This window comes from Fructilactobacillus sp. X2R6C1 (assembly GCF_059901295.1).
The window spans coordinates 184639-209065 of record NZ_JBWXUZ010000001.1; the positions used below are offsets into that span (position 1 = coordinate 184639).

General features: G+C 41.7%; 29 protein-coding genes and 1 riboswitch. Of the genes, 26 read left to right on the top strand and 3 right to left on the bottom strand.

What is annotated here, in order from left to right:
* Nucleotides 1–2: 2 nt before the first annotated feature.
* Entirely contained in the window at nucleotides 3–938 is a 936-nt protein-coding gene (locus tag AC6UDF_RS00865) for an aldo/keto reductase (protein ID WP_500693409.1), read from the bottom strand.
* Between the two features lie 14 nt (nucleotides 939–952).
* Complete coding sequence (locus AC6UDF_RS00870; protein WP_500696451.1) at nucleotides 953–1336, bottom strand: DUF488 domain-containing protein; 384 nt, start codon at nucleotides 1334–1336, stop codon at nucleotides 953–955.
* Between the two features lie 136 nt (nucleotides 1337–1472).
* Between AC6UDF_RS00870 and AC6UDF_RS00875 the strand changes: the two genes are divergently transcribed.
* From AC6UDF_RS00875 to AC6UDF_RS00990, 24 genes are all read left to right on the top strand, one after another.
* Nucleotides 1473–2015 carry a hypothetical protein gene (locus tag AC6UDF_RS00875; RefSeq protein ID WP_500693411.1) on the top strand — a complete coding sequence of 181 codons (543 nt, stop codon included), beginning with the start codon at nucleotides 1473–1475 and terminating at the stop codon, nucleotides 2013–2015.
* A 55-nt stretch (nucleotides 2016–2070) separates the two neighbouring features.
* Nucleotides 2071–2517 (top strand): 3-hydroxyacyl-ACP dehydratase FabZ, encoded by a 447-nt coding sequence (fabZ, locus tag AC6UDF_RS00880; protein WP_500693412.1) that lies wholly within the window; start codon nucleotides 2071–2073, stop codon nucleotides 2515–2517.
* Nucleotides 2518–2531: 14 nt separating this feature from the next.
* Entirely contained in the window at nucleotides 2532–3509 is a 978-nt protein-coding gene (locus AC6UDF_RS00885; RefSeq protein ID WP_500693413.1) for a beta-ketoacyl-ACP synthase III, read from the top strand.
* A 35-nt stretch (nucleotides 3510–3544) separates the two neighbouring features.
* Entirely contained in the window at nucleotides 3545–3808 is a 264-nt protein-coding gene (locus AC6UDF_RS00890) for an acyl carrier protein (RefSeq protein ID WP_500693414.1), read from the top strand.
* 34 nt (nucleotides 3809–3842) lie between these two features.
* Nucleotides 3843–4754 carry an ACP S-malonyltransferase gene (locus AC6UDF_RS00895; RefSeq protein WP_500693415.1) on the top strand — a complete coding sequence of 304 codons (912 nt, stop codon included), beginning with the start codon at nucleotides 3843–3845 and terminating at the stop codon, nucleotides 4752–4754.
* A 3-nt stretch (nucleotides 4755–4757) separates the two neighbouring features.
* Complete coding sequence (fabG, locus tag AC6UDF_RS00900; protein ID WP_500693416.1) at nucleotides 4758–5501, top strand: 3-oxoacyl-ACP reductase FabG; 744 nt, start codon at nucleotides 4758–4760, stop codon at nucleotides 5499–5501.
* A gap of 26 nt (nucleotides 5502–5527) precedes the next feature.
* On the top strand, nucleotides 5528–6763 hold the full coding sequence (gene fabF / locus AC6UDF_RS00905) for a beta-ketoacyl-ACP synthase II (RefSeq protein WP_500693417.1): 1236 nt from the start codon (nucleotides 5528–5530) through the stop codon (nucleotides 6761–6763).
* The gene (locus tag AC6UDF_RS00910; protein ID WP_500693418.1) at nucleotides 6763–7206 is read left to right on the top strand and encodes an acetyl-CoA carboxylase biotin carboxyl carrier protein; all 444 of its coding nucleotides are present in this window, start codon (nucleotides 6763–6765) and stop codon (nucleotides 7204–7206) included. The genes fabF (AC6UDF_RS00905) and AC6UDF_RS00910 overlap by 1 nt, the downstream gene beginning before the upstream one ends.
* A 2-nt stretch (nucleotides 7207–7208) precedes the next feature.
* On the top strand, nucleotides 7209–7625 hold the full coding sequence (locus AC6UDF_RS00915) for a 3-hydroxyacyl-ACP dehydratase FabZ family protein (protein ID WP_500693419.1): 417 nt from the start codon (nucleotides 7209–7211) through the stop codon (nucleotides 7623–7625).
* Between the two features lie 18 nt (nucleotides 7626–7643).
* Nucleotides 7644–9017 carry an acetyl-CoA carboxylase biotin carboxylase subunit gene (accC, locus tag AC6UDF_RS00920; RefSeq protein ID WP_500693420.1) on the top strand — a complete coding sequence of 458 codons (1374 nt, stop codon included), beginning with the start codon at nucleotides 7644–7646 and terminating at the stop codon, nucleotides 9015–9017.
* Entirely contained in the window at nucleotides 9004–9846 is an 843-nt protein-coding gene (locus AC6UDF_RS00925) for an acetyl-CoA carboxylase carboxyltransferase subunit beta (RefSeq protein ID WP_500693421.1), read from the top strand. Before accC ends, AC6UDF_RS00925 begins: the two co-directional genes overlap by 14 nt.
* Complete coding sequence (gene accA, locus AC6UDF_RS00930; RefSeq protein WP_500693422.1) at nucleotides 9839–10609, top strand: carboxyltransferase subunit alpha; 771 nt, start codon at nucleotides 9839–9841, stop codon at nucleotides 10607–10609. Before AC6UDF_RS00925 ends, accA (AC6UDF_RS00930) begins: the two co-directional genes overlap by 8 nt.
* A 65-nt stretch (nucleotides 10610–10674) precedes the next feature.
* Nucleotides 10675–11439, top strand: a complete 765-nt coding sequence (fabI, locus tag AC6UDF_RS00935) for an enoyl-ACP reductase FabI (protein ID WP_500693423.1) — start codon at nucleotides 10675–10677, stop codon at nucleotides 11437–11439.
* Between the two features lie 272 nt (nucleotides 11440–11711).
* On the top strand, nucleotides 11712–12158 hold the full coding sequence (gene fabZ, locus AC6UDF_RS00940) for a 3-hydroxyacyl-ACP dehydratase FabZ (protein ID WP_500693424.1): 447 nt from the start codon (nucleotides 11712–11714) through the stop codon (nucleotides 12156–12158).
* A 21-nt stretch (nucleotides 12159–12179) separates the two neighbouring features.
* A complete protein-coding gene (locus AC6UDF_RS00945; RefSeq protein WP_500693425.1) occupies nucleotides 12180–13130 on the top strand; it encodes a beta-ketoacyl-ACP synthase III in 951 nt (316 codons plus the stop codon).
* Nucleotides 13131–13159: 29 nt separating this feature from the next.
* Nucleotides 13160–13411 (top strand): acyl carrier protein, encoded by a 252-nt coding sequence (locus tag AC6UDF_RS00950; RefSeq protein WP_500693426.1) that lies wholly within the window; start codon nucleotides 13160–13162, stop codon nucleotides 13409–13411.
* A gap of 36 nt (nucleotides 13412–13447) precedes the next feature.
* Complete coding sequence (fabF, locus tag AC6UDF_RS00955; protein ID WP_500693427.1) at nucleotides 13448–14686, top strand: beta-ketoacyl-ACP synthase II; 1239 nt, start codon at nucleotides 13448–13450, stop codon at nucleotides 14684–14686.
* Nucleotides 14686–15129, top strand: a complete 444-nt coding sequence (locus AC6UDF_RS00960) for an acetyl-CoA carboxylase biotin carboxyl carrier protein (protein WP_500693428.1) — start codon at nucleotides 14686–14688, stop codon at nucleotides 15127–15129. Before fabF (AC6UDF_RS00955) ends, AC6UDF_RS00960 begins: the two co-directional genes overlap by 1 nt.
* 36 nt (nucleotides 15130–15165) lie before the next feature.
* Complete coding sequence (locus tag AC6UDF_RS00965) at nucleotides 15166–16545, top strand: acetyl-CoA carboxylase biotin carboxylase subunit (protein WP_500693429.1); 1380 nt, start codon at nucleotides 15166–15168, stop codon at nucleotides 16543–16545.
* On the top strand, nucleotides 16526–17368 hold the full coding sequence (locus tag AC6UDF_RS00970; RefSeq protein WP_500693430.1) for an acetyl-CoA carboxylase carboxyltransferase subunit beta: 843 nt from the start codon (nucleotides 16526–16528) through the stop codon (nucleotides 17366–17368). The genes AC6UDF_RS00965 and AC6UDF_RS00970 overlap by 20 nt, the downstream gene beginning before the upstream one ends.
* Entirely contained in the window at nucleotides 17361–18131 is a 771-nt protein-coding gene (gene accA, locus AC6UDF_RS00975) for a carboxyltransferase subunit alpha (protein WP_500693431.1), read from the top strand. The genes AC6UDF_RS00970 and accA (AC6UDF_RS00975) overlap by 8 nt, the downstream gene beginning before the upstream one ends.
* A 115-nt stretch (nucleotides 18132–18246) precedes the next feature.
* Nucleotides 18247–18828, top strand: coding sequence for a 4'-phosphopantetheinyl transferase family protein (locus tag AC6UDF_RS00980; protein WP_500693432.1), 582 nt, complete (start codon nucleotides 18247–18249; stop codon nucleotides 18826–18828).
* Between the two features lie 3 nt (nucleotides 18829–18831).
* Nucleotides 18832–19614, top strand: coding sequence for a biotin--[acetyl-CoA-carboxylase] ligase (locus AC6UDF_RS00985; protein WP_500693433.1), 783 nt, complete (start codon nucleotides 18832–18834; stop codon nucleotides 19612–19614).
* 75 nt (nucleotides 19615–19689) lie between these two features.
* Complete coding sequence (locus AC6UDF_RS00990) at nucleotides 19690–20787, top strand: M24 family metallopeptidase (RefSeq protein ID WP_500693434.1); 1098 nt, start codon at nucleotides 19690–19692, stop codon at nucleotides 20785–20787.
* A gap of 45 nt (nucleotides 20788–20832) precedes the next feature.
* On the opposite strand, the gene AC6UDF_RS00995 is transcribed toward AC6UDF_RS00990, so the two are convergent.
* Nucleotides 20833–22101: an adenylosuccinate synthase gene (locus tag AC6UDF_RS00995; protein ID WP_500693435.1), complete on the bottom strand. Its 1269-nt coding sequence runs from the start codon at nucleotides 22099–22101 to the stop codon at nucleotides 20833–20835.
* 204 nt (nucleotides 22102–22305) lie between these two features.
* Between AC6UDF_RS00995 and purB the strand changes: the two genes are divergently transcribed.
* Both purB and AC6UDF_RS01005 read left to right on the top strand, forming a co-directional pair.
* Nucleotides 22306–23601: an adenylosuccinate lyase gene (purB, locus tag AC6UDF_RS01000; RefSeq protein ID WP_500693436.1), complete on the top strand. Its 1296-nt coding sequence runs from the start codon at nucleotides 22306–22308 to the stop codon at nucleotides 23599–23601.
* Between the two features lie 81 nt (nucleotides 23602–23682).
* A riboswitch (TPP riboswitch) is annotated at nucleotides 23683–23774 on the top strand.
* Nucleotides 23775–23841: 67 nt separating this feature from the next.
* Nucleotides 23842–24405, top strand: coding sequence for an ECF transporter S component (locus AC6UDF_RS01005; RefSeq protein ID WP_500693437.1), 564 nt, complete (start codon nucleotides 23842–23844; stop codon nucleotides 24403–24405).
* Nucleotides 24406–24427 lie beyond the last annotated feature (22 nt).

Genomic DNA, 24427 nt, shown 5'->3' on the forward strand with positions numbered 1-24427 from the left:
CTTTATTTAAACAGGGTGTTAATTTGATCATACTCGGCGTGGCTAAGGTCAATATCTAACGCTTTAGCATTGCTTTTGACTTGCTCTGGCTTTTTGGCACCCGGAATAACAACCGTGATATCAGGATTCTTGATGTACCAAGCAATGACGATTTGAGCAACGGTAGCGTCATGCTTGTCGGCAATTGGCTTTAGTTGGTCAACTTTTTCAACAATCTTTTTGAACTCTTTGCCTTTAAAGTCGGGATTGTCATGTCTGATATCATCCTCTGGGAACTTAGTCTCTTTGCTGTACTTGCCGGTCAAGAGTCCAGATGCAAGTGGGAAGAATGGAACAAATGAAATATCGTGTTCCTTTAGATATGGGAATCTTTCCCTTTCGGCTGAGCGATCAATCAAGTTGTATTCTTCTTCATCAATGTCAACCAGCCCGTCAAGGTTGGCCTGCTTTAATTGTTTCATTGACATGTTTGAAACTCCGATGGCACGAATCTTACCGGCTTTTTTCATTTCGTTTAAAGCAGCCACTGATTCGTTTAATGGGGTGTGATCATCTGGAAAATGGATGTAGAAGATATCAACGTAGTCGGTTTGAAGTCGTTTCAAACTATCTTCGACGCATTGTTTTAAGTATTCCGGAGAGTCATCAATAACAACGCTTCCATCGCTTTGAACCTTTTGACAACCCTTAGTAGCGATCTGAATCTTAGAACGATCGTATCCCTTGATGGCTTCACCGATTAGTTTTTCTGATTCGCCCATGCCATACGCAAAGGCAGTATCTAGCAGGGTAATGCCAGAGTCTAAAGCTGTTTTAACGATTTCGATTCCGGTTTGGTCACTTAAGTTTGGAAATAAGTTGTGACCACCAACGGCATTAGTGCCTAAGCCTAGTGGGACTGTTGTTACATCTGATTTGCCAATTTCTACTGTTTTCATGTTAAATCCCTCCGTTACTGATTGAGTTCTGCTTTAATCTCAGGTTGGGCAAGCAAATAGTGATAGATAATGATCGCTTGATTATGCTTGGTATCTTTTGCTCCATACAACAAAATTACGTTACCCGATTTTAAATGGGTGGAAATTAATGATATAAATCCGGGCATTTGTGGATTATTTTTTAGTTCATCCAAATACTTTTGTTTGAATTCCTCAAACTTGGCGGGGTCGTGTCCGAACCATTTTCTTAGTTCGGTACTTGGAGCGATTGATTTGAACCAAATATCTAGATCGGCGTTAACCTTCGAGATTCCACGAGGCCAGAGACGATCAACTAGGATTCGGTATCCATCCTTATCGACGGGCTTGGTATAGATTCGTTCAAGCTTCAATTCCATTTTTCTTACCTACCTTCATTGATTATTTGATCTCTTATACTATAAGCAAGTATACGATACCTTGGTGCCCAAACGTTAGAATTTAGTCTTCAATGTGGTAAAATCAAGTGTAAAAAAATTAAGGAGGGACAGTATCATGGTTAGAAAAAATCGGATTTCGGATGGTATTTCCAAATTGCACGGTTCGGCCAATGAATTCTTGAAAAAATTTCAAACTGAAATCGATGAAAAACGACATCCTAATAAACAGAGAGTGATTGATGGGACAGATATTGAGCTGGCGCCACGGCAAAAGATTGAACGTCATCGTTATCCAGATTTGGTGGACTATGGCACCTATTATTCCGCAATCATGGATAATGGGCATACTGTTCTGGTCAACCCAGATTACCTTGAGTACAGCGTTGAGGTTATGCCCGGTTCCTATGATCAAGAGCATCATTTCATAAATGACACTAATCACTGGCGGATGTATTATGTTGATGGTGTTGGAATCGATCGTTACTCGGCTCCCATCCCAGAATCCTATGATTATCTACAGGATATGGATAATGATGAGGCCGATAAATTCCCAGGAATTCCCGGAGATCGATACGGAAATCGATGGGCGATTGGGTATAATTCAAAGGATAAAATCCTGTTAGTAAGTAGCGAGGCACTCAGTTTGAATAAACGTTAAGATGTTACCAAACGTCACATTTGTAACGTAAAACTAAATTTTGTGAGATGAAAATATGGAACAGTTAAGCATTGATAAAATAATGGAAATTCTTCCAAACCGTAACCCAACTTTATTTGTGGACCGAGTGGATCAGCTAACTCCGGGCGAGTCAATTGATGCCGTAAAGAACGTCACCGCTAATGAAAATTATTTTCAGGGTCATTTTCCCGGATTTCCACTAATGCCAGGAGTTTTAATTGTTGAGACCTTATCGCAGGTGGCGTCAATCCTCATTTTGAAATCGCTTGATGTTGATCCTAAAAGTAAGGTTACTAAACTTAACAAAACTAAAAATGTGAAGTTTAGACACATGGTTCGACCCGGCGACACTTTGAAAGTTCACGTTGATTTAAAAGAAGTTAACGATGGAACCTACACGATGGTGGCTGATAGTGAAGTTAATGGCGATAAAGCTTGTTCGGCCACGCTTGAATTCTCGTTAGCTGACCGGGTCGATTAAGTAGGTGATAAGTAGTGAGTGCTTTTAAAATTATTTCAAGCGCCAAAAGTGTTCCTGAAGAGGTCGTCACTAATGACGACCTGGCTAAGATTATGGACACCTCTGATGAATGGATCAAGAGACGAACGGGCATTTCAAGTCGGCACATTGCGGTTAATGAATCTACAACGTCAATGAGTGTGGAAGTGGCTAAAAAGCTTTTGAAAAGTTCTGGGACTGATCCTAAAGACTTGGATTATGTAATTGTGGCCACCATGTCATCTGATTATCAGACTCCATCGACGGCTGCTAGCGTTCAGGGTGCGATTAACGCTACCAATGCGGTGGCGTTTGATATTGATGCCGCATGTACGGGTTTTGCGTTTGGAACGTCAATTCTTAATTCGTTGTTAGCAAAAAAGAACGGTAGTTGTGGGATTTTGATTGGTGCGGAAGTATTAAGTAAGTTTTTGGACTGGTCAGATCGATCAACTGCCGTGCTTTTTGGTGATGGAGCCGCTGGAATCTTGGTTAAAAATGATCCTAGTTCTGATTCGAAGATCTTAGGAGAGTCCCTTCAAACTTATGGTGATTTGGGGTCAGCTTTAACAGCTGGACACTTTCCCTGCGTTACACCATTTGGGAAAAGTACCAATCAGGAAAATCGGTTCTTTAAGATGGATGGTCATAAAGTGTTTAACTTTGCGTTAAAGAGGGTTCCCAGTTCAATTAAAATAGCACTAACAGATGCTCATTTAGCTTTAGATGATATTGATGTTTTTGTCATGCATCAAGCTAATGCCAGAATTATTACTAGCGTTGTTAGAAGGCTTGATTTGCCGAAAAGTCGGTTCCCAATTGATATTGATGAATATGGGAATACAGCGGCAGCTAGTGAACCACTGCTATTGGCAGATTTGCTTACAAGCGGTAAAATTCAAAGAGGAAACAAAGTTGCCCTTGTCGGTTTTGGTGGCGGATTAACTACTGGAACTGTTATAATTAATTATTGAGGACAAACAAATTTTATTAAATGGAGTGATTATTTATGGCTGAAAAAGCAGATAAGAATCAGATTTTTGACAAGATTAAGGCGGTTGTTACCGACCAAACCGATATCAACCCCGATGACATTAAAATGGACGCCAACTTCAAAGATAACTTGGATTTAGATTCATTAGATATCTTTGAAATTGTGGATGCCCTAGAAGATGCCTATGACATCGAAATTGATAGTGATGAGGGCATGGAGACGGTTTCTGACCTAGTTGATTATGTTGCAAAGCAAATTGACGAAAAGAACGATAAATAATAAAGTGTTTTTTATTTTAGGAGTGTTTTAAATTTTGAAAATCGGTTATTTATTCAGTGGCCAGGGACAACAGTTTGCTAACATGGGATCTGACTTGTATCAAAATAACGATACCTATAAAAACGTGGTCGATACCGCGTCGCATACTTTAAATCTTGATCTATCCGATCCGAAGGTTTTTGACGATCCTGAAAATACTCAGATTGCCATTTTGACTTTGAGTTATGGGATTTACCAGATTTTAGCTGGCAAGCTTCCTAAAGCGCAGGCAATGATGGGTCTTAGTTTAGGCGAGTATAGTGCTTTAGTATCTGCTAAAGCACTATCTTTTCAATCAGGATTAAAATTAGTGCGTGACCGAAGCTACTACATGGATGAAGCCGGAAAGCAAAATCCCGGTTCAATGGCTGCTGTGTTAAAGGTTGAGCCCCAAGTGGTGGTTGACGTAACTAACGAAGTTGATGGAGCATACCCAGCTAATTTCAATACCAGCGAACAAACTGTGATTGGTGGGACTGAGTCTGGGGTCAAAACAGCTAGTGCAGAACTTAAGAACCGGGGAGCAAAGCGAGTCGTTCCCTTAAAAGTTGCCGTTTCTTCACATACTCCGCTGATGCAACTAGCTAGTGATTTGCTTTCAAAACGAATGGAGAATGTTGCCTTTAAAACCCCGGAGGTTCCAGTTATTAGTAATACTGACGTTGACCTGTTTAACAAGGATAACCTCTCCGATACGTTAACCCGTCAGTTGGTCAATCCAACCCACTTTAAAGCGGATCTAGAATTCATGGTCAAAAACTATGGAGTGGATACGCTGATTGAGATCGGGCCGGGGAACACACTGACTAAATTTGCAAAAAAGACACTTAAAGATGTCGATGCTTATAGCGTTGACAGTTTGAAAAAATTGAATGATTTACAAGCAAAACTTGGTTTGGAGAACTAATTCATGACAACGAAAAATGACAAAAGCACGGTTTTAATTACTGGTGCTACTAAGGGAATTGGTCTGGCAACCGCTAAACGATTAGCAAAAGATCCACATAATTTTGTGATTGTGAATTCTCATCAAGAATTAAGTGATGACGAAGTAAAAGATTTAAAGTCACAGTTTGACACTGAGATTGAGATCTTGATTGGCGACGTTTCAAAAGAAGAAGACGCTGAGTCAATGGTGAACCAGATCTTAGATGAACATGATCATCTCGATGTATTGGTTAATAATGCTGGGATTACCAGGGACAAACTCTTAACGCGGATGAGCGAAGAGGATTTTAAAGCTGTGTTAGACACCAACCTCGTTGGAACGTTTAATATGACTAAGTATGCCTTAAAGACCATGCAAAAGAAACGAGCTGGTGTTATCATCAACACTTCCAGTATTTCGGGACTTCACGGAAATATGGGACAGGCTAATTATTCGGCAAGCAAATCAGGGATTGTTGGTTTAACAAAGACGACGGCACAAGAGGGATCACTTAGAGGGGTTCGTTGTAACGCCGTTGCTCCTGGCATGATCAAGACCGACATGACGGCCAAATTGAGTGACAAAATTATTTCGAGGTGGGAAGATACCATTCCCCTTCATCGTTTTGGAAGTGCTGAAGAAGTAGCCGAAACAATCGAGTTTTTGATTAATAATCAATACATTACCGGACAGGTAATCACTGTTGATGGCGGACTCACAATGTAGTTCCGTTTATTTAAGGGAGGATTCAATTGGGTAATAGAGTTGTTGTTACGGGCATGGGTGCAGTAACCCCGATCGGGAACGATGCTGAGACTTTTATTGATAATTTGTTGGCTTCAAAGGTTGGAATCGAAAAAATCACTAGTTTTGACACCTCTGAGATTAAAGCTCACGTGGCAGCCGGCGTAAAGGACTTTGATCCAAGCAAACGCTTAGCTAAACGAGACTATCATCGAGTAGATCCATTTGCGCAATATGCACTTTACAGTGCCGTAGAGGCAATGGACCAAGCTGGGTTGAAACGAGGAGAATATGATGGAAAGGATCTTGGCGTCATCTACGGATCTGGGATTGGTGGTATTAGTACCATCGAGACGCAGGTTCTAAAAATGTACAAAAAGGGTCCCAGACGTCTTTCTCCGTTATTTATCCCAGAAACCATTATTAATATGGCTGCTGGCAATATTTCGATTTACTTTGGCGCTAAAAACACCAGTAAAGCCGTGGTTACAGCTTGTGCAACTGGAACCAACGCGATTGGCGATGCTTATGAATACCTTAAAGCTGGTAAGGCTAAAATGATGATCGCTGGTGGATCAGAGGCAGCAATTACTCCGGTTGGGATTTCAGCCTTTGCGGCCCTAACAGCTCTTTCTTCAAGTGAAGATCCAGCTCACGCTTCCATGCCATTTGATAAAGATCGGGACGGTTTCGTAATGGGCGCTGGTGCTGGAACCTTAGTGCTTGAAGATTACGATCACGCCAAAGCGCGTGATGCACATATTTTGGGTGAAATCGTTGGCTACGGCCAAACGAGTGACGCTTACAACCTTACTGCTCCGGATCCAGATGGGGAAGGGGCCATTGGGGCCATGCAACAAGCATTGGATGAAGCTCACATCAAGACTTCCGATCTTGATTACATTAATGCCCATGGCACAGCAACTCAATCTAATGATGTTTCTGAGTCAAAGGCCATTAGCAAGTTGTTTAAAGATAATGACCACGTCTTGGTTAGTTCAACCAAGGGGATGACTGGTCATGCCCTTGGAGCTGCCGGGGCCATTGAGGCCGTGGCAATTCTTGGAGCCATGAAGCACAGTCAAATGCCAGTGAATGTTGGTGTCAGTACCCAGGATCCAGAAAGTCATATCAGGCTAGTGGATAAAGAGAATGCTAAAAGACCGGTCAGTACCGCCATTAGTAATTCATTTGGATTTGGTGGTCATAACGCGGTCATTGCGATAAAGAAGTGGAATCAATAATGAATGAAAAAGACATTGAAAAATTAATAACTAAATTTGATAAGTCCAACTTACAAGAATTAAAAATTGACGAAAACGGTCAACAACTTTATTTCTCCAAGATTGACAGTCATTCTAAACTAGTCACCCGTGTTGAAAAAACGGCGGATGATAAATCGGATGAAAATCAGGAAAAGCTTCAGTTGAATGCACCTACTAGTGGTAATTATCAACTAAAGGCACCGATGGTGGGAATATTGTATTTTGCTCCTAGTCCTGAAAAGCCCGACTTCAAAAAAGATGGTGATCGCGTTCAAAAGGGTGAAACGGTTTGTATCATTGAGGCCATGAAGATGGTCAATGAAGTCAAAAGTCCGGTGAGCGGCACCGTCGTGAAACGTCTGGTTGAGAATGGTTCGATGGTTGAGTATAACGAACCAGTTTATGAGATTAAGGAGGATTAGTTATGGCATTGAATGTTAATGATTATATCCCTCAACGTCCCCCAATTCAGATGATCGATAAGATTGACACCATTACCCCGGGAGAGGGAGCCGAGGCCACTAAGATGTTGGCAGGAAACGAATGGTACTTTGCAAATCAAGGTAATCATCCGACACTGCCACGTCCGTTGGTGCTTGAGTCAATGGCTCAGACTGGAGTGGTTGCTCTCTTATCAATGCCAGAATACAAGGGTAAAAACGCCTTTTTTGGTGGAATCAAACAAGCTGAGTTTAAAGATGATTTTCGACCGGGCGATGTTTTACATTTAAAGGTTGATTTATTAAAGGTTAAACATAATATTGGAATTGGAAAAGGTGTTGTCACTAGGGACGGACAAGAAATCGCTAATGCAACGTTGATGTTTGCGGTTGAATCATAGTGAGTGAAAGGTGATTTAATGTTTAAAAAGGTACTGGTGGCTAATCGGGGCGAGATTGCAGTCCAGATTATCCGTGCGCTTCATGATATGAATATTAAGGCAGTGGCAGTGTATTCAACTGCTGACGCTGATAGTTTATTCGTAAAATTGGCCGATGAGTCAGTCTGTATCGGTGGACCATTTCCAGACGAGTCATATCTCAATATGGCAGCAATTGTTGATGCAGCGGTACTTACTGGTTGCGATGCTTTGCACCCGGGATATGGCTTTTTGTCTGAAAACGCTGATTTTGCGGAACTTTGCAATCAGTGTGGCATTAAGTTTATCGGTCCAAGTGCTAAGGTCATAAATTTGATGGGAAATAAAGGCAATGCTAAGGAAGCCATGAAAAAAAGTGGTGTCCCAACGATTCCTGGCAGTGATGGTTTTATTGACTCCGTGGAACAAGCCAAAGAAGTCGCTCATCAAATTGGTTATCCAGTAATGCTGAAGGCTGCTGCCGGTGGTGGTGGTAAGGGCATCCGAAAAGTTGCTGATGACGATGAACTGGCTAAGGCTTTTCAGGATACGAAACGGGAGGCTAAACTTTCCTTTGGCGATGATCGATTGTACATGGAAAAAGATCTAAACGATGCCAAGCACATTGAGATGCAAGTCATTGCCGATGAGCATGGTAACGTTGTTTATTTTCCCGAACGTGATTGTTCACTTCAACGTAATCACCAGAAGATCATTGAAGAAAGTCCATGTGCCGAAATTAGTCCGGCAAAGCGCAAAGAACTTGGTCAGATCGTCGTTAACGCCACCAAAGGAATCCAGTATACAAATACAGGTACATATGAGTTCTTAATGGATCGGGATCACAACTTCTACTTTATGGAAATGAACACCAGATTGCAGGTCGAGTACACCATTACCGAAGAAGTTGCCGATGTGGAAATCATTAAAGCCCAAATCTTAGTTGCAGAAGGTGAAAAATTACCCTTCACGCAGGCTGATTGTGGCGTAAAAGGCTACGCTTTGGAGTGTCGAATTGATGCAGAAGATCCCAGCAATAATTTTGCCCCATCGCCGGGTAAGATTACGAGTTTGCACCAGACTTATGGTACAAAGGGAGTTCGAGTGGACTCTGGCATTGGACAAAACGACGTCATTTCGCCGTACTACGATTCAATGATTGCCAAAATCATTGTTCACTTGCCCACTAAGAAACAGGCTGTCCATAAGATGCGTCGGGTTCTTAATGAGTTTCACATTGAAGGGGTCAAAACCAACCGAGATTTCTTGATTGCTTTACTAAATGACAAGCATTTCTTGGCTGGGGATTTTAACAATAATTACATTGAAAGTACGTTCTTAAAAGAATGGATGAAGAAACATGGCAAAAAGTGATTTTGAGAATTTGAATTCTGATGAGCTGACCAAAAGAATGGATCAGATTCCTGATGATATTTGGGTGAAATGTCCTTATTGTGGGACTACTTTTTACAAAAAGAAACTTGGTAAGTACAAAGAATGCCCAAATTGTGGCTATGCTTTTCGGATTGGAGCCAAAGAATGCATCCAAATGATGTGCGACGACTTTGCACCCATTAATACTGATTTAAAGGCTTCCAAAAAATTTAAAGACGATAATTATGTGGCAAAACTAAAGAAGGCCAGAGAAGTTACTGGGATAAACGAAAGTGTTCTATCGGGAATCGGAACGATCAACGGTGTCAAAGTTGCGGTTGCCGCAATGGACTGGCGTTTTATTATGGCCAGTCTAGGAACGGCTACTGGCGAGATCTTGGCTCGTTTATTTGAAACGGCTACTAAGAAGGATCTGCCAGTGATTGTCTTTACTGCTTCTGGTGGTGCGCGAATGCAGGAGGGAATTCATTCCTTGATGCAGATGGCCAAGGTCTCTGAGGCAGTAGCTGAGCATAGTAAGGCTGGGTTGCTTTACATCAGTGTGCTGGGCGATCCTACCACTGGTGGTGTGACCGCCAGCTTTGCCATGCAGGGTGATATTTTGTTGTCAGAACCCCATGCTTTGATTGGTTTTGCTGGTCGTCGGGTGATTGAAAAAACGATCCAACAGCGTCCGCCAAAAGATTTTCAGCGGGCTGAAACGTTGCTTAAAAATGGCTTCTTGGACGATGTCATTAAACGTTCTGAATTGAAAGAAACGTTAGGGAAGTTACTAAAATGGCATCAGGTAGGTGATCTTAATGGCTAAAAAAACGGCATGGGATAAGGTGCTGGCCGCTAGAGCTGCCAAAAAAATTGGGGTTGATGATTTAATCAATGGCATTACCGATGATTTTATGGAACTTCATGGTGACCGGGCTTATGGTGATGATCCGGCTGTTTATGGTGGGATTGGCACCATGGACAACATTGCCACTACGTTTGTGGGGATTAGAAAAGGGTCGGACTTAAACTCCAACATTGAGCGGCACTTTGGTTCCGCAGAACCAGATGGATATCGGAAGGCTTTGCGTCTGATGAAACAGGCCGAAAAGTTCAACCGGCCGATTGTCACCTTAATTAATACACCAGGCGCCTATCCTGGCGTTGATGCCGAGTATCATGGAATTGGTTATACGATTGCTCAATTAATCTTACAAGGAATGCAACTAACCGTTCCTTATATTAGTGTGATCGTTGGCGAAGGTGGCAGTGGTGGTGCTTTAGCACTGGCTGTCGGTGATTGTGTCTGGGCCTTTGAGGATAGTATTTATTCGGTGCTCTCACCCGAAGGTTACGCCACGATTTTGTGGAAGGACCCCAGTCGGATGAAAGAAGCTGCTTCAGTGATGAAATTAACGCCGGATGATTTGTTGTCTGAAGGAATCATCGATCAGATTATTCCCGAAGCTGATACGGTTGATGGTTTCGAACGTTTCAGAGGCGATCTGGTTAAAAAAATTAGGGAATTAAATGCATTATCTAAGGATGATTTGGTTGCTAAGCGACTTTCCCGTTACCGAAATTTTTAATGAATGAATTAATTTTTTGATATAATGATGTAAATTAGATATTTGGTTCTAGGAGGATTTTGAAGATGGCTGATTTATTAAAAGGAAAAAAAGTTGTTGTGATGGGTGTGGCGAATAGGAAAAGTATTGCTTGGGGATGTGCACAAGCAATTAAGTCACTTGGAGCTCAAGTTATTTTGACATACCAAAATGATCGTTTAAAGAAGAGTATTGAGAAGACCATTGGTGATGAAGAGTTCCCACTGGTTGAATGTGACGTGGCCGAAGATGCTAACGTCCAAAAGGCTTTTTCCGAAATTCATGACCGTTTTGGAAACATCGATGGGGTTATTCATGCCATTGCTTTTGCTGACAAAGAAACCCTTCAAAATGGTGTGATTAACACCAAAAAAGATGGTTACAACTTAGCCGAAGACATTAGTGCGTACTCATTTATCTCAGTTACTCGTTATGCCAGCAAGATTATGAACAAACCTGGTAGCATTTTAACGTTAACTTATATGGGTTCAACTCGTGCCATTCCTGATTACAACATGATGGGAATTGCTAAGGCATCCCTTGAATCAGCTATGCGTTACCTTGCTTCTGAACTTGGTAAAGACCAAATTCGAGTAAACGCAATTTCCGCTGGAGCCGTTAAAACTTTGGCTGTTACCGGAATTAAGGGTCATCGTGACCTTCTTAAAATGTCACAATCATTCACCGTTGATGGTGAGAATGTAACAACTGATCAGATTGGTAACGTTGCTGCTTTCTTAGTTAGTGATTTATCAACCGGTGTTACTGGTGACATTATCTACGTTGACAAGGGTGTTCATTTACTTGCCTAAATTAAAATTAATTTAAATATCCCATAGTCGTTGATCGGCTATGGGATTTTTTTGACTCAAAGGTGGGAGTTTGGTCATGATTACACATTAAAACAAGTGTAACCAGATACATACTTGCTTTAAAATGCTGATATGACAGGCTTTTATGTCAGAATCATTCTAACTAGAATTGTTTTTGATTGCTAAATAACGAAAACTTGTTGAATATGAACACATGGTAATTACTCGAAATACCATGCTTGAATCAAATTAGATTAATAGAGGTGAATAATTTGAGTTTAATGAACGCAAAAGAAATTATGGATCTAATTCCTAATCGTTACCCGATTTTATTTATTGACCGGGTCGATGCGATGGATCCAGGCAAGTCCATTACGGCTACCAAGAATGTTACAATTAACGAAAATTATTTCCAAGGACATTTTCCTGGTAATCCAGTCATGCCCGGTGTTTTAATTATTGAATCGATGGCCCAGGTTGCTTCAATTCTGATTTTGAAGTCGCCCCAGTTTAAGAACAAAACGGTTTATATGGGTAGCATTCGCAACGCGAAGTTCAGAAAGATGGTGGAGCCCGGTGATGTTCTACGCTTTGAGGTTAAGATTGATAAGGTTAGAGGAAGTGCTGGCTCAGTTTCGTGTGTGGCATACGTTGGCGATAAAAAGGCTTGTGACGCTCAGTTGACCTTTATCGTAAGTAACAAGGAAAGAGAACAATAAAATAGGTAATAGGAGTCGCAAATGGGTAGTTTTTCAATCTTAGAAACGGCAAGGTCAACGCCCAATAATGTTGTTACTAATCATGATTTAACTAAAATCATGGATACCTCTGATGAGTGGATCAAACGACGGACCGGTATTCACGCCCGTCACATTTCTAAGTCAGAGACTAATACTTCCATGTGTACTGATGTTGCAACTAAGCTCATTAATAAGGCCAATATTTCTGCAAGTGACGTTGATTTCATCATCGTAGCCACCATGTCATCAGACTTTCAAACTCCCTCAACTGCAGCAGCGGTTCAAGGAAATCTTCATGCCGACAATGCAATTGCCTTTGATCTAAACGCCGCTTGTTCCGGATTTGCTTACGGAATTTACGTCTTGAATGCGTTGCTTGCAAATAAGCCGCATGCAAAGGGCATTTTAATTGGCGGTGAGAAGCTAAGCAAATACATTGATTGGTCGGACCGTTCAACGGCGGTCCTGTTTGGGGATGGTGCTGCGGGAATTCTAGCTACCAATGATGGAAGTGAGTCAGAGGTACTTGCTAGTGACTTAGAAACAGTTGGAGAACTTGGTAATTCGCTAACGGCTGGGCACTTCGCTGATGATACACACCAGCCGTATTTCAAGATGGATGGTCATGAAGTATATCGTTTTGCTACTCAAAGGGTTCCAGAATCCATCAAACTGGCGCTTTCAAAGGCAAACATTGGCTTAAGTGATGTGAAGTACTTTATCGTTCATCAAGCAAATGAACGAATTATTAAAAGTATTGCTAACAAATTAGATTTATCGATGGAAAAGTTTCCCGTTAATATCAATAAGTATGGCAATACCGCTGCGGCGAGCGAACCATTGCTACTTAGTGAAATGGTAGAGGAGCATCAGATTAACCGTGGTGACAACCTTGTTTTAACCGGTTTTGGTGGTGGATTAACCATTGGAACCGTAGTAATTAGATACTAAATACAAAAAATATTATGGAGTGATAAATTATGGCAGATCAAAACGAAATTTTTAACAAAATCAAGGACTTAATCGCAAAACAAACTGATGTACCAGCATCAGACATCAAGATGGACACTAATCTTAAGGAAGACGTTGATATTGATAGTCTTGACTTTTTTGAAGTGGTTGACGGACTTGAAAATGAATATGACATCGAAATTGAAAGTGATGAAGACATCAACACCGTCCAACAATTAGTTGACTACATTCAAAAGAAGATTGCGGAGAACGATAAATAATCAGTAAAATTATTTATTTGAACAGGAGGAAATCATTTGAGTAATCGAGTAGTTGTAACAGGGATGGGAGCTGTCACCCCCATCGGAAATGATGCCGAAACCTTTTCCAACAATTTGTTTAACTCTAAAGTGGGCATTGCACCAATTACCAAATTTGATGCTAGTAACACGGGTGTAACGGTAGCTGCTGAAGTTAAAGACTTTGATCCAAGCAAGCGTTTAGATAAACGTGCCTACAAACGAATTGATCTTTTTTCACAGTACGCTTTGTACAGTGCTAAAGAGGCCATGGATCAAGCTGGCCTGAAACAGGGTGATTACGAACCTGAGGACCTTGGTGTCATGTACGGAAATGGAATTGGTGGTCTTACTACCATTGAGAGTGACATCATCAAGATGCACGAAAAGGGACCAAAGCGAGTTTCACCACTTTTTGTTCCTAAAGCCATTGCTAACATGGCAGCTGGAAATGTTTCCATGTACTTTGATGCGGAAAACACGTCTCAGACCATTGTGACGGCTTGTGCTTCAGCTAATAATGCCATTGGAAACGCCTTTGAACTAATTAAACAAGGGAAAGCCAAGATGATGATTGCTGGTGGAACTGAAGCTGCCATCACCGAGATTGGAATTGCTGGATTTGCTAAATTGACAGCTCTTTCAACCGCTGAAAAAGTAGAAGATGCCTCAATGCCATTTGATAAAGACCGCAATGGCTTTGTCATGGGAGAAGGGGCTGGTACTCTTGTACTTGAGGATTATGACCATGCTAAAGCACGTGGTGCTAATATTTTGGCCGAAGTGGTTGGATACGGTGCTACCAGCGATGCTTATCATATGACTGCTCCGAACCCCTCTGGAAAAGGTGCCATTAGAGCCATGAAGGAAGCCATTGATGAAGGTCACATTAAAACTAGTGAACTTGATTACGTTAATGCGCACGGTACCAGCACTCACGCTAATGATGTTGCTGAAGCTGGTGCGATTGAAAAGTTGTTTAAGGATAACGATCACGTCAAGGTTAGTTCCATTAAAGGAATGGTGGGACACTCCCTAGGTGCCGCCGGTGGACTTGAAGCGGTTGCTTTAGTTGCTGCCCTTCAAAATGATCAGATGCCGGTTAACGTGGGGATGAAGCATAAGGATCCTGAGATTCACGTTGATTTGGTCAATGAAGATAACAAAAAGGCGCCCGTTAATACTGCAATTAGTAATGCCTTTGGCTTTGGTGGTCACAATGCGGTAATTGCAATGAAGAAGTGGAATGAAGATTAGTGAATGAACAAGATATTGAAAAATTAATTGATAAATTTGAGCAATCGAGTTTACAAGAAATTAAGATTAATCAGAATGAAGGGGCCGTTTACTTATCCAAAATTCCTGATCACGACAGCTTGCATGCAAGTGAGTCAGTTAATGAATCCAGAAAGCCGGCTCAACTTGAATCTGCGTCAATTGATGCAACTGACGACTCCGATAATTATCAATTGAAAGCTCCAATGGTTGGAATTCTTTATTACGCTCCAAGCCCAGAAAAGGCCGACTTTAAGCAAGATGGTGATCATGTTAAAAAGGGTGAGACCGTTTGTGTAATTGAAGCCATGAAGTTGGTTAATGAGGTTAAAAGTCCAGTGAGTGGGACCATCGTTAAACGAATGCCTGAAAGTGGTTCGATGGTGGAATACAATGAACCGATTTTTGAAATTAAGGAAGACTAGAAAGCTCAATTCATATTAGTTTAAAAAGGTGATTTAATGTTTAAAAAAGTGCTGGTTGCAAACCGCGGTGAGATCGCAGTTCAGATCATCCGTGCACTTCACGAAATGAATATCAAGGCGGTGGCGGTTTATTCAACCGCTGATGCTGATAGTTTATTCGTAAAATTAGCTGACGAATCCGTATGTATTGGTGGACCGTTTCCAGATGAGTCATACCTAAACATGGCAGCAATTATTGATTCCGCGGTTCTTTGCGGATGTGATGCGCTCCATCCCGGGTATGGCTTTTTGTCTGAAAATGCTGATTTTGCTGAATTATGTGAACAGTGCGGAATTAAATTTATTGGTCCCACCGCTTCAGTAATTAATCTGATGGGGAATAAGGGTAATGCCAAAGAAGCCATGAAAAAGAATGGCGTTCCGATAATTCCTGGTAGCGATGGGTTTGTTGATACTTACGACCAGGCTAAAGAAGTGGCCCAAAAAACTGGTTATCCCGTGATGTTAAAGGCTGCTGCCGGTGGTGGCGGTAAGGGAATTCGAAAAGTTACTAGTGAATCTGAATTAAAAAAAGCCTTTAGTGATACGAAGCGTGAAGCCAAACTTTCATTTGGGGATGACCGGCTTTACATGGAAAAAGATTTAAATGATGCCAAACACATTGAAATGCAAGTCATCGCCGATGAACACGGGCACGTGGTCTACTTTCCGGAACGAGACTGCTCAATGCAGCGTAATCATCAAAAAATAATCGAAGAAAGTCCATGTTTAAAAATTACGCCTGAAAAACGCCAAGAACTTGGACAGACCGTGGCTAAAGCCGCTAGGGGAATTGGCTACACTAATACCGGAACCTTCGAATTTTTGATGGATAAAGAAGAACATTTTTATTTTATGGAAATGAATACGAGGCTTCAAGTTGAATATACCGTTACCGAAGAGGTTACTGGAGTAGAGATTATTAAGGCTCAGATTTTAGTGGCGGAGGGTCAAAATCTGCCATTTAATCAGCAAGACTGTGCGGTCAAGGGTTACTCACTTGAATGTCGGATCGATGCCGAGGATCCTAGCAATAATTTTGCTCCGGCACCAGGTCAATTGCGTCAGATGAAATTTCCAACTGAATCAGATTCCATCCGGGTTGATTCCGGAGTGGAAGCTGGTGACATGATTTCACCATATTATGATTCGATGATTGCCAAAATCATTGTGCACCAACCAACTAAACGCAAAGCCGTTTTAGAGATGAAACAGATTTTGAAAGAATTGGTTGTTAGTGGTGTTACTACAAATCGTGATTTCTTGATGGGTCTGATCTCTGATCAGCATTTTTTGACCGGTGATTTTAACAATAATTACATTGAGAGTACGTTCTTAAAAGAATGGATGAAGCAGTATGACGAGCAAACGGTTTGAAAGTATTAGTCAAAAAGAGTTAAGTCAGCGAATGGATCAAATCCCCGATCACATCTGGGTCAAATGTCCAATCTGTCAGAAAAGTTTCTACAAGAAAGACTTGGGAAGATATAAAGAGTGTCCCAATTGTCACTACGCCTTCCGAATTGGAGCTAAAGAACGCATTGAGTTAATGTGTGATGATTTTGAACCCATTAATACCGATTTGAAGGCTTCCAAAAAATTTAACGACGAAAAGTACGTAGCTAAATTGAAGAAGGCACGCGCGGTGACTGGTCTAAATGAGAGTGTTTTGTCTGGGATTGGTACCATTGATGGAAATCAGGTAGCGATGGCTGCGATGGACTGGCGCTTTGTAATGGCAAGCCTTGGGACGGCAACGGGTGAGATTCTGGCACGACTGTTTGAAACGGCAACGAAAAAGAAGCTTCCCGTGATTGTGTTTACTGCTTCTGGAGGAGCCCGGATGCAAGAGGGGATTCATTCCCTGATGCAGATGGCCAAAGTGTCTGAAGCGGTTGCGCAACACAGTAAAGCGGGCTTACTGTACGTCAGTGTTCCCTGTGATCCCACTACTGGTGGGGTGACTGCCAGTTTTGCAATGCAGGGAGACATTATTTTGTCAGAGCCCCACGCTTTGATTGGTTTTGCGGGACGTCGGGTGATTGAAAAGACGATTCAACAGCGCCCACCAAAAGACTTTCAACGATCAGAGACATTACTTAAAAATGGGTTTTTGGATGGGGTCGTGAGACGACGCGATCTAAAAGAGACACTTAATAAAATTCTAAAGTGGCATCGGGTAGGTGATAATGATGAGTAAACCAACCGCATGGGATAGAGTTATAAATGCTAGAGCTGCGGGTAAGATTGGGGTTGATGACCTCATTAACGGAATTACCGAAGATTTTATGGAACTGCATGGTGATCGGGCTTACGGTGATGACCCCGCCGTATACGCTGGGATTGGAACCCTTGATGAAATTCCGACGACGTTGATTGGGATTAGAAAGGGCTCGGATCTAAATTCCAACATCGAAAGGCACTTTGGTTCGGCTGAGCCTGACGGATACCGCAAAGCGCTGCGATTGATGAAGCAGGCCGAAAAATTCAATCGTCCAATTGTTACCTTGATTAATACTCCTGGAGCTTATCCTGGTGTAGAAGCCGAGTACCACGGGATTGGCTATACGATTGCGCAATTAATCTTACAGGGAATGCAACTGAAAGTTCCTTACGTAAGTGTGATTGTTGGTGAAGGTGGCAGTGGTGGTGCCCTGGCATTAGCTGTTGGTGACTGCGTCTGGGCTTTTGAGGATAGTATCTATTCGGTTCTTTCTCCAGAAGGATATGCCACCATTTTGTGGAAAGATGCTAGTCGGATGAAAGAAGCTGCTTCAGTCATGAAGTTGACTCCAGATGACCTACTAAAAGAAGGAATCATTGATCGAATTATTCCTGAAGTAAATACCGCCGATGGTTTTGAACGGTTTCGTGGTGATTTGGTGAAAAAAATTAAAGAACTAAATGCGATGCCAAAGGATGAGATGCTTAAGAAGCGGTTTGCTAGGTACCGTAATTTTTAGTCAATGACCAAGATGTATGAGAGTGTTACTATTGTATCTGTTGAAAATAGTGAGACTCTTATTTTTTATCTCTCGGACCCAATCAGGTCTAATAAAATGAAAATGAGGAATTAGCATGATTAAATTTTTAAGTGATTCGATCACCACAAAAGCATTTCAACCATACTACCAAGACTTAGAAATCACCGATAAGCCCAAAAAGCAACAGACGCTTGTTGGAAGGGTTTTGTTAGCTAAACTGGTGGGGATGCCAGTACAAGACGCCATTAAAAACGTTGACATTGATTTTGGACATTACGGGAAACCCTATTTTGTGCCAAATGGCTATCATTTTAACATTGCTCACTCTCATGACGCGGTTTTGGTGGTAATTTCTGATCAACCAATTGGAGTTGACTTAGAACAGATTCGTCCTTATGACTACACCAGGATTACCAAGGCTTTCACCCCAGCAGAACTTGATTACTTAAAGAATTTAAAGGGCGAACGGCAAGGTGAACAAGCCTTAAGATTATGGACCATCAAGGAAGCGGTCTTAAAACTTCAGGGAGTCGGATTGATCGGAAAACCCAAGTCCGTTGAGGTTTCATTACCTCACATGGAAAGTGCTAGAAGAAACGATGATTTGTACCAGATTAACTTTTTGGACGTGGGATGGAAGTACATTGGGACTCTTGCTACCCAGGTGAGTGAATAAATCATGAACGATATTTTAAATGCACGCGTAATTCATAGCTTAATTAGTAATCCCATTGATCAAATCGAGGTTTATGACCAGTTACCGTCGACTAACGAAGAGGCTCAAGTTGAAGTCTGGCATCGTCCTGGCATGATCATTGCTAACGAACAGACGAAGGGGAAGGGCCAAAATGGTCATCATTTTTATTCTCCTGCAAACAACGGGGTTTATTTTACGGTGGTGTTTCAGGCCCAACCAAGGTATCTTGATAATCCAGGCGTTTTAACACTTGGGATTGGGGTTGCCGTTACGGACGCCATTAAACGGGTCTACAACATCGATACTCAATTGAAATGGGTCAATGACGTGTATCACGATGACAGTAAGGTCTGTGGGATTTTAACTGAAATTCAGAGTAACGAAGATAACGAGCCCGAGAACTTTATCATGGGCATCGGCCTCGATATTGGGATCATGCCGTTTTCACGTAATGGTGACCAAATGGTGGGGAGTTTAAACGTGGTACCACCACTTAAAAGGAACCAGTTAATTGCTTCGGTTTATGACCATTTGTACGAGGTCTATCGCGAGTGGGACGATGATCGGATTATTAATCAATATACTAAGCGGCTGCTGTGGCTTAACAAACAAGTTTCCCTTATCAATCATGATAATGAAATCACTGGAAAATTGGCGGGAATCGACGAACGTGGGCACCTTTTGTTAAAGACACGAGACCAGCAAACGTTAAACCTGGATCCGAATGTGACCAGACATATTAGGAAGATGAAATCTGACGATTAATGTTAGGTTTTTCTTTTTGTGTTGATTAAATTTAATTGTATGCTAAAATTAGCAACAAATTCAGGAGGTCTTATTATGGTTAAATTAAATGAAATGAGAGACTACGTTAACCAAAAGAAGCTTGATGTTGCTTACATCAGTAATTTTGAGGATATTAAGTACTTTACTGGTTTTGGTAGTGATCCCGTTGAACGGGTGTTGGCACTTTTTATTTTTCCTGATGCGGAACCATTTCTGTTTGCACCAGAACTCGAAGTGGAAGCCATAAAGGAGTCAGGATGGAAGTATCCCGTTTATGGTTACTTAGACCATGAAGATCCCTTTAAACTGATCGCCAAGCACATTCGTGATGTAACTCCTGATCCCAAGCGATTTGGGATTGAAGACGACAACTTGGTCATTAGTCGTTATCAACAGCTTCAAGCTGAATTTCCGAAGGCTGACTTTAGCACTAACGTGGCTCCAGAAGTTAGTGAACTGCGGGTAATTAAGACGCCATATGAGATTGAACAGTTAGACGCTGCTGGAAAAGAAGCCGACTTTGCTTTTCAAGTTGGTTTTGAGACCACTAAAGCCGGTAAAACGGAGGCAGAAGTGGCTGCTGAGATTGAGTACCAGGAAAAAATCAGAGGGGTTATGAACATGAGTTTTGATACTCTGGTTCAGACTGGACCTCACGCGGCGGAACCACATGGTGCTACTGACATGAACAAGATTAAGAACGATAACCTGTTATTATTTGATTTAGGAACGGTTCATAATGGCTACATCTCTGATGCTTCCCGGACGGTCGCTGTTGGTGATAAAATTCCGGCCAAACAAAAAGAGATTTATGACGTTTGTTTGGAAGCTCAGTTAGCTGCCCAATCTGCTGCTAAACCAGGTATTCGGGCCGAAGACCTGGATGCGGTTGCAAGAGATATCATTGACAAGGCTGGTTATGGTAAATACTTCATCCACCGTTTAGGCCACGGCATGGGGATGGGTGAGCATGAATTCCCTTCAATCATGGAGGGCAATAAGATGATTTTAAGGGAAGGCATGTGCTTTTCAATTGAACCGGGTATCTACATTCCTGGCGTAGCTGGGGTTCGAATTGAAGATTGCATCCACTTAACCAAGGATGGAAATGAACCATTTACTCACACGTCCAAAGAATTACGTTATGTATAAGAGTTGACATAAAAAGACCCTGGATTTTATCCAGGGTCTTATTTTTTACATTTGATGGGTCTGTTCTCGCTTGGGACCAGTTGAGAAAGTGACTAACGGGATACCTACAAGTTCTGAAACCCGGTCAAGAAACTTTTGGGCGTTTTTAGGAAGCTTGTCGTAAGTATCACAATTAGTGATATCCTCGTTCCATCCCTGGAGCGTTTCGTAGACCGGTTTGCACTTGTCCAAGATATCCAAGTTAGCGGGGTAATAAGTGATTTTCTTACCGTCTAGTTCATATGCGGTACAAATCTTAATTTCTTTTAATCCGTCAAAAACATCCAGACAGTTTAAGGCTAGGTGGGTTAGACCAGAAACACGACGAGCGTGTCTTAAGGCAACGCTGTCAAACCAACCGATTCGTCTGGGACGCTTGGTCACAACCCCGTACTCATGGGCGGTTTCTCTGATGTAGTTACCGGTCTCGTCTAGTAGTTCCGTTGGAAATGGTCCCTCACCGACACGTGAAGTATAGGCTTTACAAGTTCCAATGACCCGATCAATCTTGCTGGGTCCAATCCCAGCACCAACGGCAGCGCCTCCGGCAACGGGGTTCGAAGAAGTGACGTAGGGATATGTCCCATGGTCAACGTCTAACATAATTCCTTGAGCACCTTCAAACAGGACGTTTTGGTTATGATCGATTTCATCGTTTAAAAGAACGGAGGTTTCGGTTACGTATGGTTTTAATCGTTTCCCTAACTGGACGTATTCATTATAGATTTCTTCAAAATTAAGGGGCTCATGGTTGTATAGTTTAACCAAAATTTCGTTCTTTTCAGCCAAGACGTCTTTCAAACGCTTCTTGAAAGTTACTGGATCAATTAAATCGGCCACCCGAATTCCAACCCTAGCAACCTTGTCCATGTAAGCAGGGCCAATTCCCTTCTGAGTCGTCCCGATCTTATGATGTTTGTGTTCCTCTTGAAGCTTATCAAAAAGAGGATGGTATGGCATGATGACTTGAGCACGAGATGATACACGGAGGTTGTCGGTAGAAACACCATGTTTGTTTAGATAGTCGACTTCTTTAAATAGTGACTTGGGGTTCAAAACAACGCCGTTTCCAATTACTGCCAACTTGTCAGAATAGAAAATTCCGGACGGAACGAGTTGAACGTGAAAATTTTGATTGTTATACACAATGGTGTGACCCGCATTGTCACCGCCCTGATATCTAGCAATGATATCCGCGTCAGCACTTAGGGTATCGACAATCTTTCCTTTGCCCTCATCGCCCCATTGACTACCAACAACAACTGTTACAGACATAAATAGCACCTCGTAAATGAATTTTTTTACCAAGAACAGTTTACCAATCACATATGGAAAAATCAAGAACGTTCAAAATATTGTTAAAAATAATGTTCGTGTTTTATTGAATATTAGAATTATAATAAAGTAGTAGCGGCGTTGATTTGACTGAAAAGAAAACATTATGTAAGATTATCCTGTAATTATAATGAGGTGAATGAAATGATTGATCGTTATACAAGAGCACCAATGAAGCGAATTTGGAGTAAGCAGAATCAGTATCAGACATGGCTTGAAGTTGAGATTGCGATTGATGAAGCATGGAATAAGTTAGGTAAGATTCCAGATGCTGACATTATTGCCATTAAAAGAAACGCGACCTTTGACGTGGACCGCATTGCACAGATTGAATCGGAAACTCACCATGATGTGGTGGCTTTTACCCGCGATGTTTCGGAGTCGCTTGGCCCCGAAAAAAAGTGGATCCATTACGGCGTTACTAGTACTGATGTTGTCGATACCGCTCAGGGACTTAGACTAAAGCAGGCTGACGAGATTCTTCGTCAGGATATTTTAACTTTAATGGATACCATTAAGCAGAAAGCCTTAAAATATAAGGATACGGTTGAAATCGGAAGAACCCATGGGGTTCAGGCGGAACCAATGACTTTTGGCTTAAAGATGGCACGTTGGTATTCAGAAATGAAACGAAACCTAAAACGATTTAACGAAGCAGCTGCCGGAGTGGAAGCCGGGAAAATTTCTGGAGCCGTTGGGACGTTTGCTAACATCGATCCTCAGGTAGAGGCTTACGTATGTAATAAATTAGGACTACGAGCCCAAGAAATCACTAGTCAAGTCTTACCTCGTGATTTGCATGCCGAATATATCGCCACTTTGGCGTTGATTGCCACTAGTCTTGAAAATTTTGCAACGGAGATCCGTGGTTTGCAACGTTCTGAGATTCATGAAGTAGAAGAGCATTTTAATCCTGGTCAAAAGGGTTCTTCAGCAATGCCACATAAACGGAACCCAATTGGATCAGAAAACATTTGTGGGTTGGCCAGAACGATGCGTGGACTAATCACCACTGCCTACGAGAACGTTTCTTTGTGGCATGAGCGTGATATTTCCCATTCTTCGGCTGAGCGAATTATTCTACCAGAGAGTACCACGCTCTTAGATTACATGCTCCATCGTTTCAACAACATTCTTTCAAATCTAGACGTGTTCCCAAAGCGGATGAAGGAAAATATGAATCTAACTTATGGCCTAATTTACAGTCAACGAGTAATGCTAAAACTAATTGATAAAGGCATGAGTCGGGAAGAAGCGTACGACTTAGTTCAACCACTGACGGCTCAGTCATGGGAAAACCGCGAGTCATTTGAAAAGTTAGTTAAAGCTAACGATCAGATTAATGAACGGTTGTCTGACCAAGAGATTAACGATGCGTTTGATTATCATTACCACCTTAGACACGTTGATGATATTTTCAAACGGGTCGGATTAGAATAGGTTAAATGGAGATGCATTAATGCATCTCCATTTTGATTTTGATTGCTTTTACCATTCAATCAGTATATTATTAAAGTGAATTATATAATTCTGGGGTGCCGAAAGGCTGAGATAATACCCATTGAACCTGATCAGGTTAAGACCTGCGAAGGGATCCGACTACACTACAAGTGTCATTTTTAATCATGTGTTGAAGTTCCCGGGGTAGATCCAGGAACTTTTTTTATTGGAGGAGATCACATGAAAATTTTGAGAGAATGGCATTTAAAGGACATTATTTTAGTTACATTGATTGGTGCTTTTTGTGGAGTGATTTTTTGGGGAACTTCATTTCTCTATAATATCTTAGCTGCGGCACTGACACCATTTGGATTGCAGCCGTTTGCAAACGAAGCCACCTTTGGATTATGGACGCTTGCTGGACCGTTAGCAGCGTTTATCATTCGCATCCCATTTTCCGCTACCCTTGGTGAGTTACTGGGAGCCTTCGTCGAGATGATCCTTGGCAGTCAGTGGGGAATTGCTGATTTGTTATCCGGCTTAATTCAAGGACTATCGTCTGAGTTAGGATTTGCCGTATTGGGATATAAACATTATGATTGGTTAGGAATCATAAGTACGACGATTACCACCACGGTAATTACGTTTGCTTGGGATATGATCAAAAGTGGATACGCAAATTATCATTTTGGATTTTTACTCCTACTGTTTCTAACCCGGCTTGTATCGGTCTTCTTATTCAGTGGAGTGCTGACTTATTTCATCAGTCGTTTACTAGAAAAAAGTCAGGTCTTAAGCAGATAAGTCGTACCCAATATTTAATTAG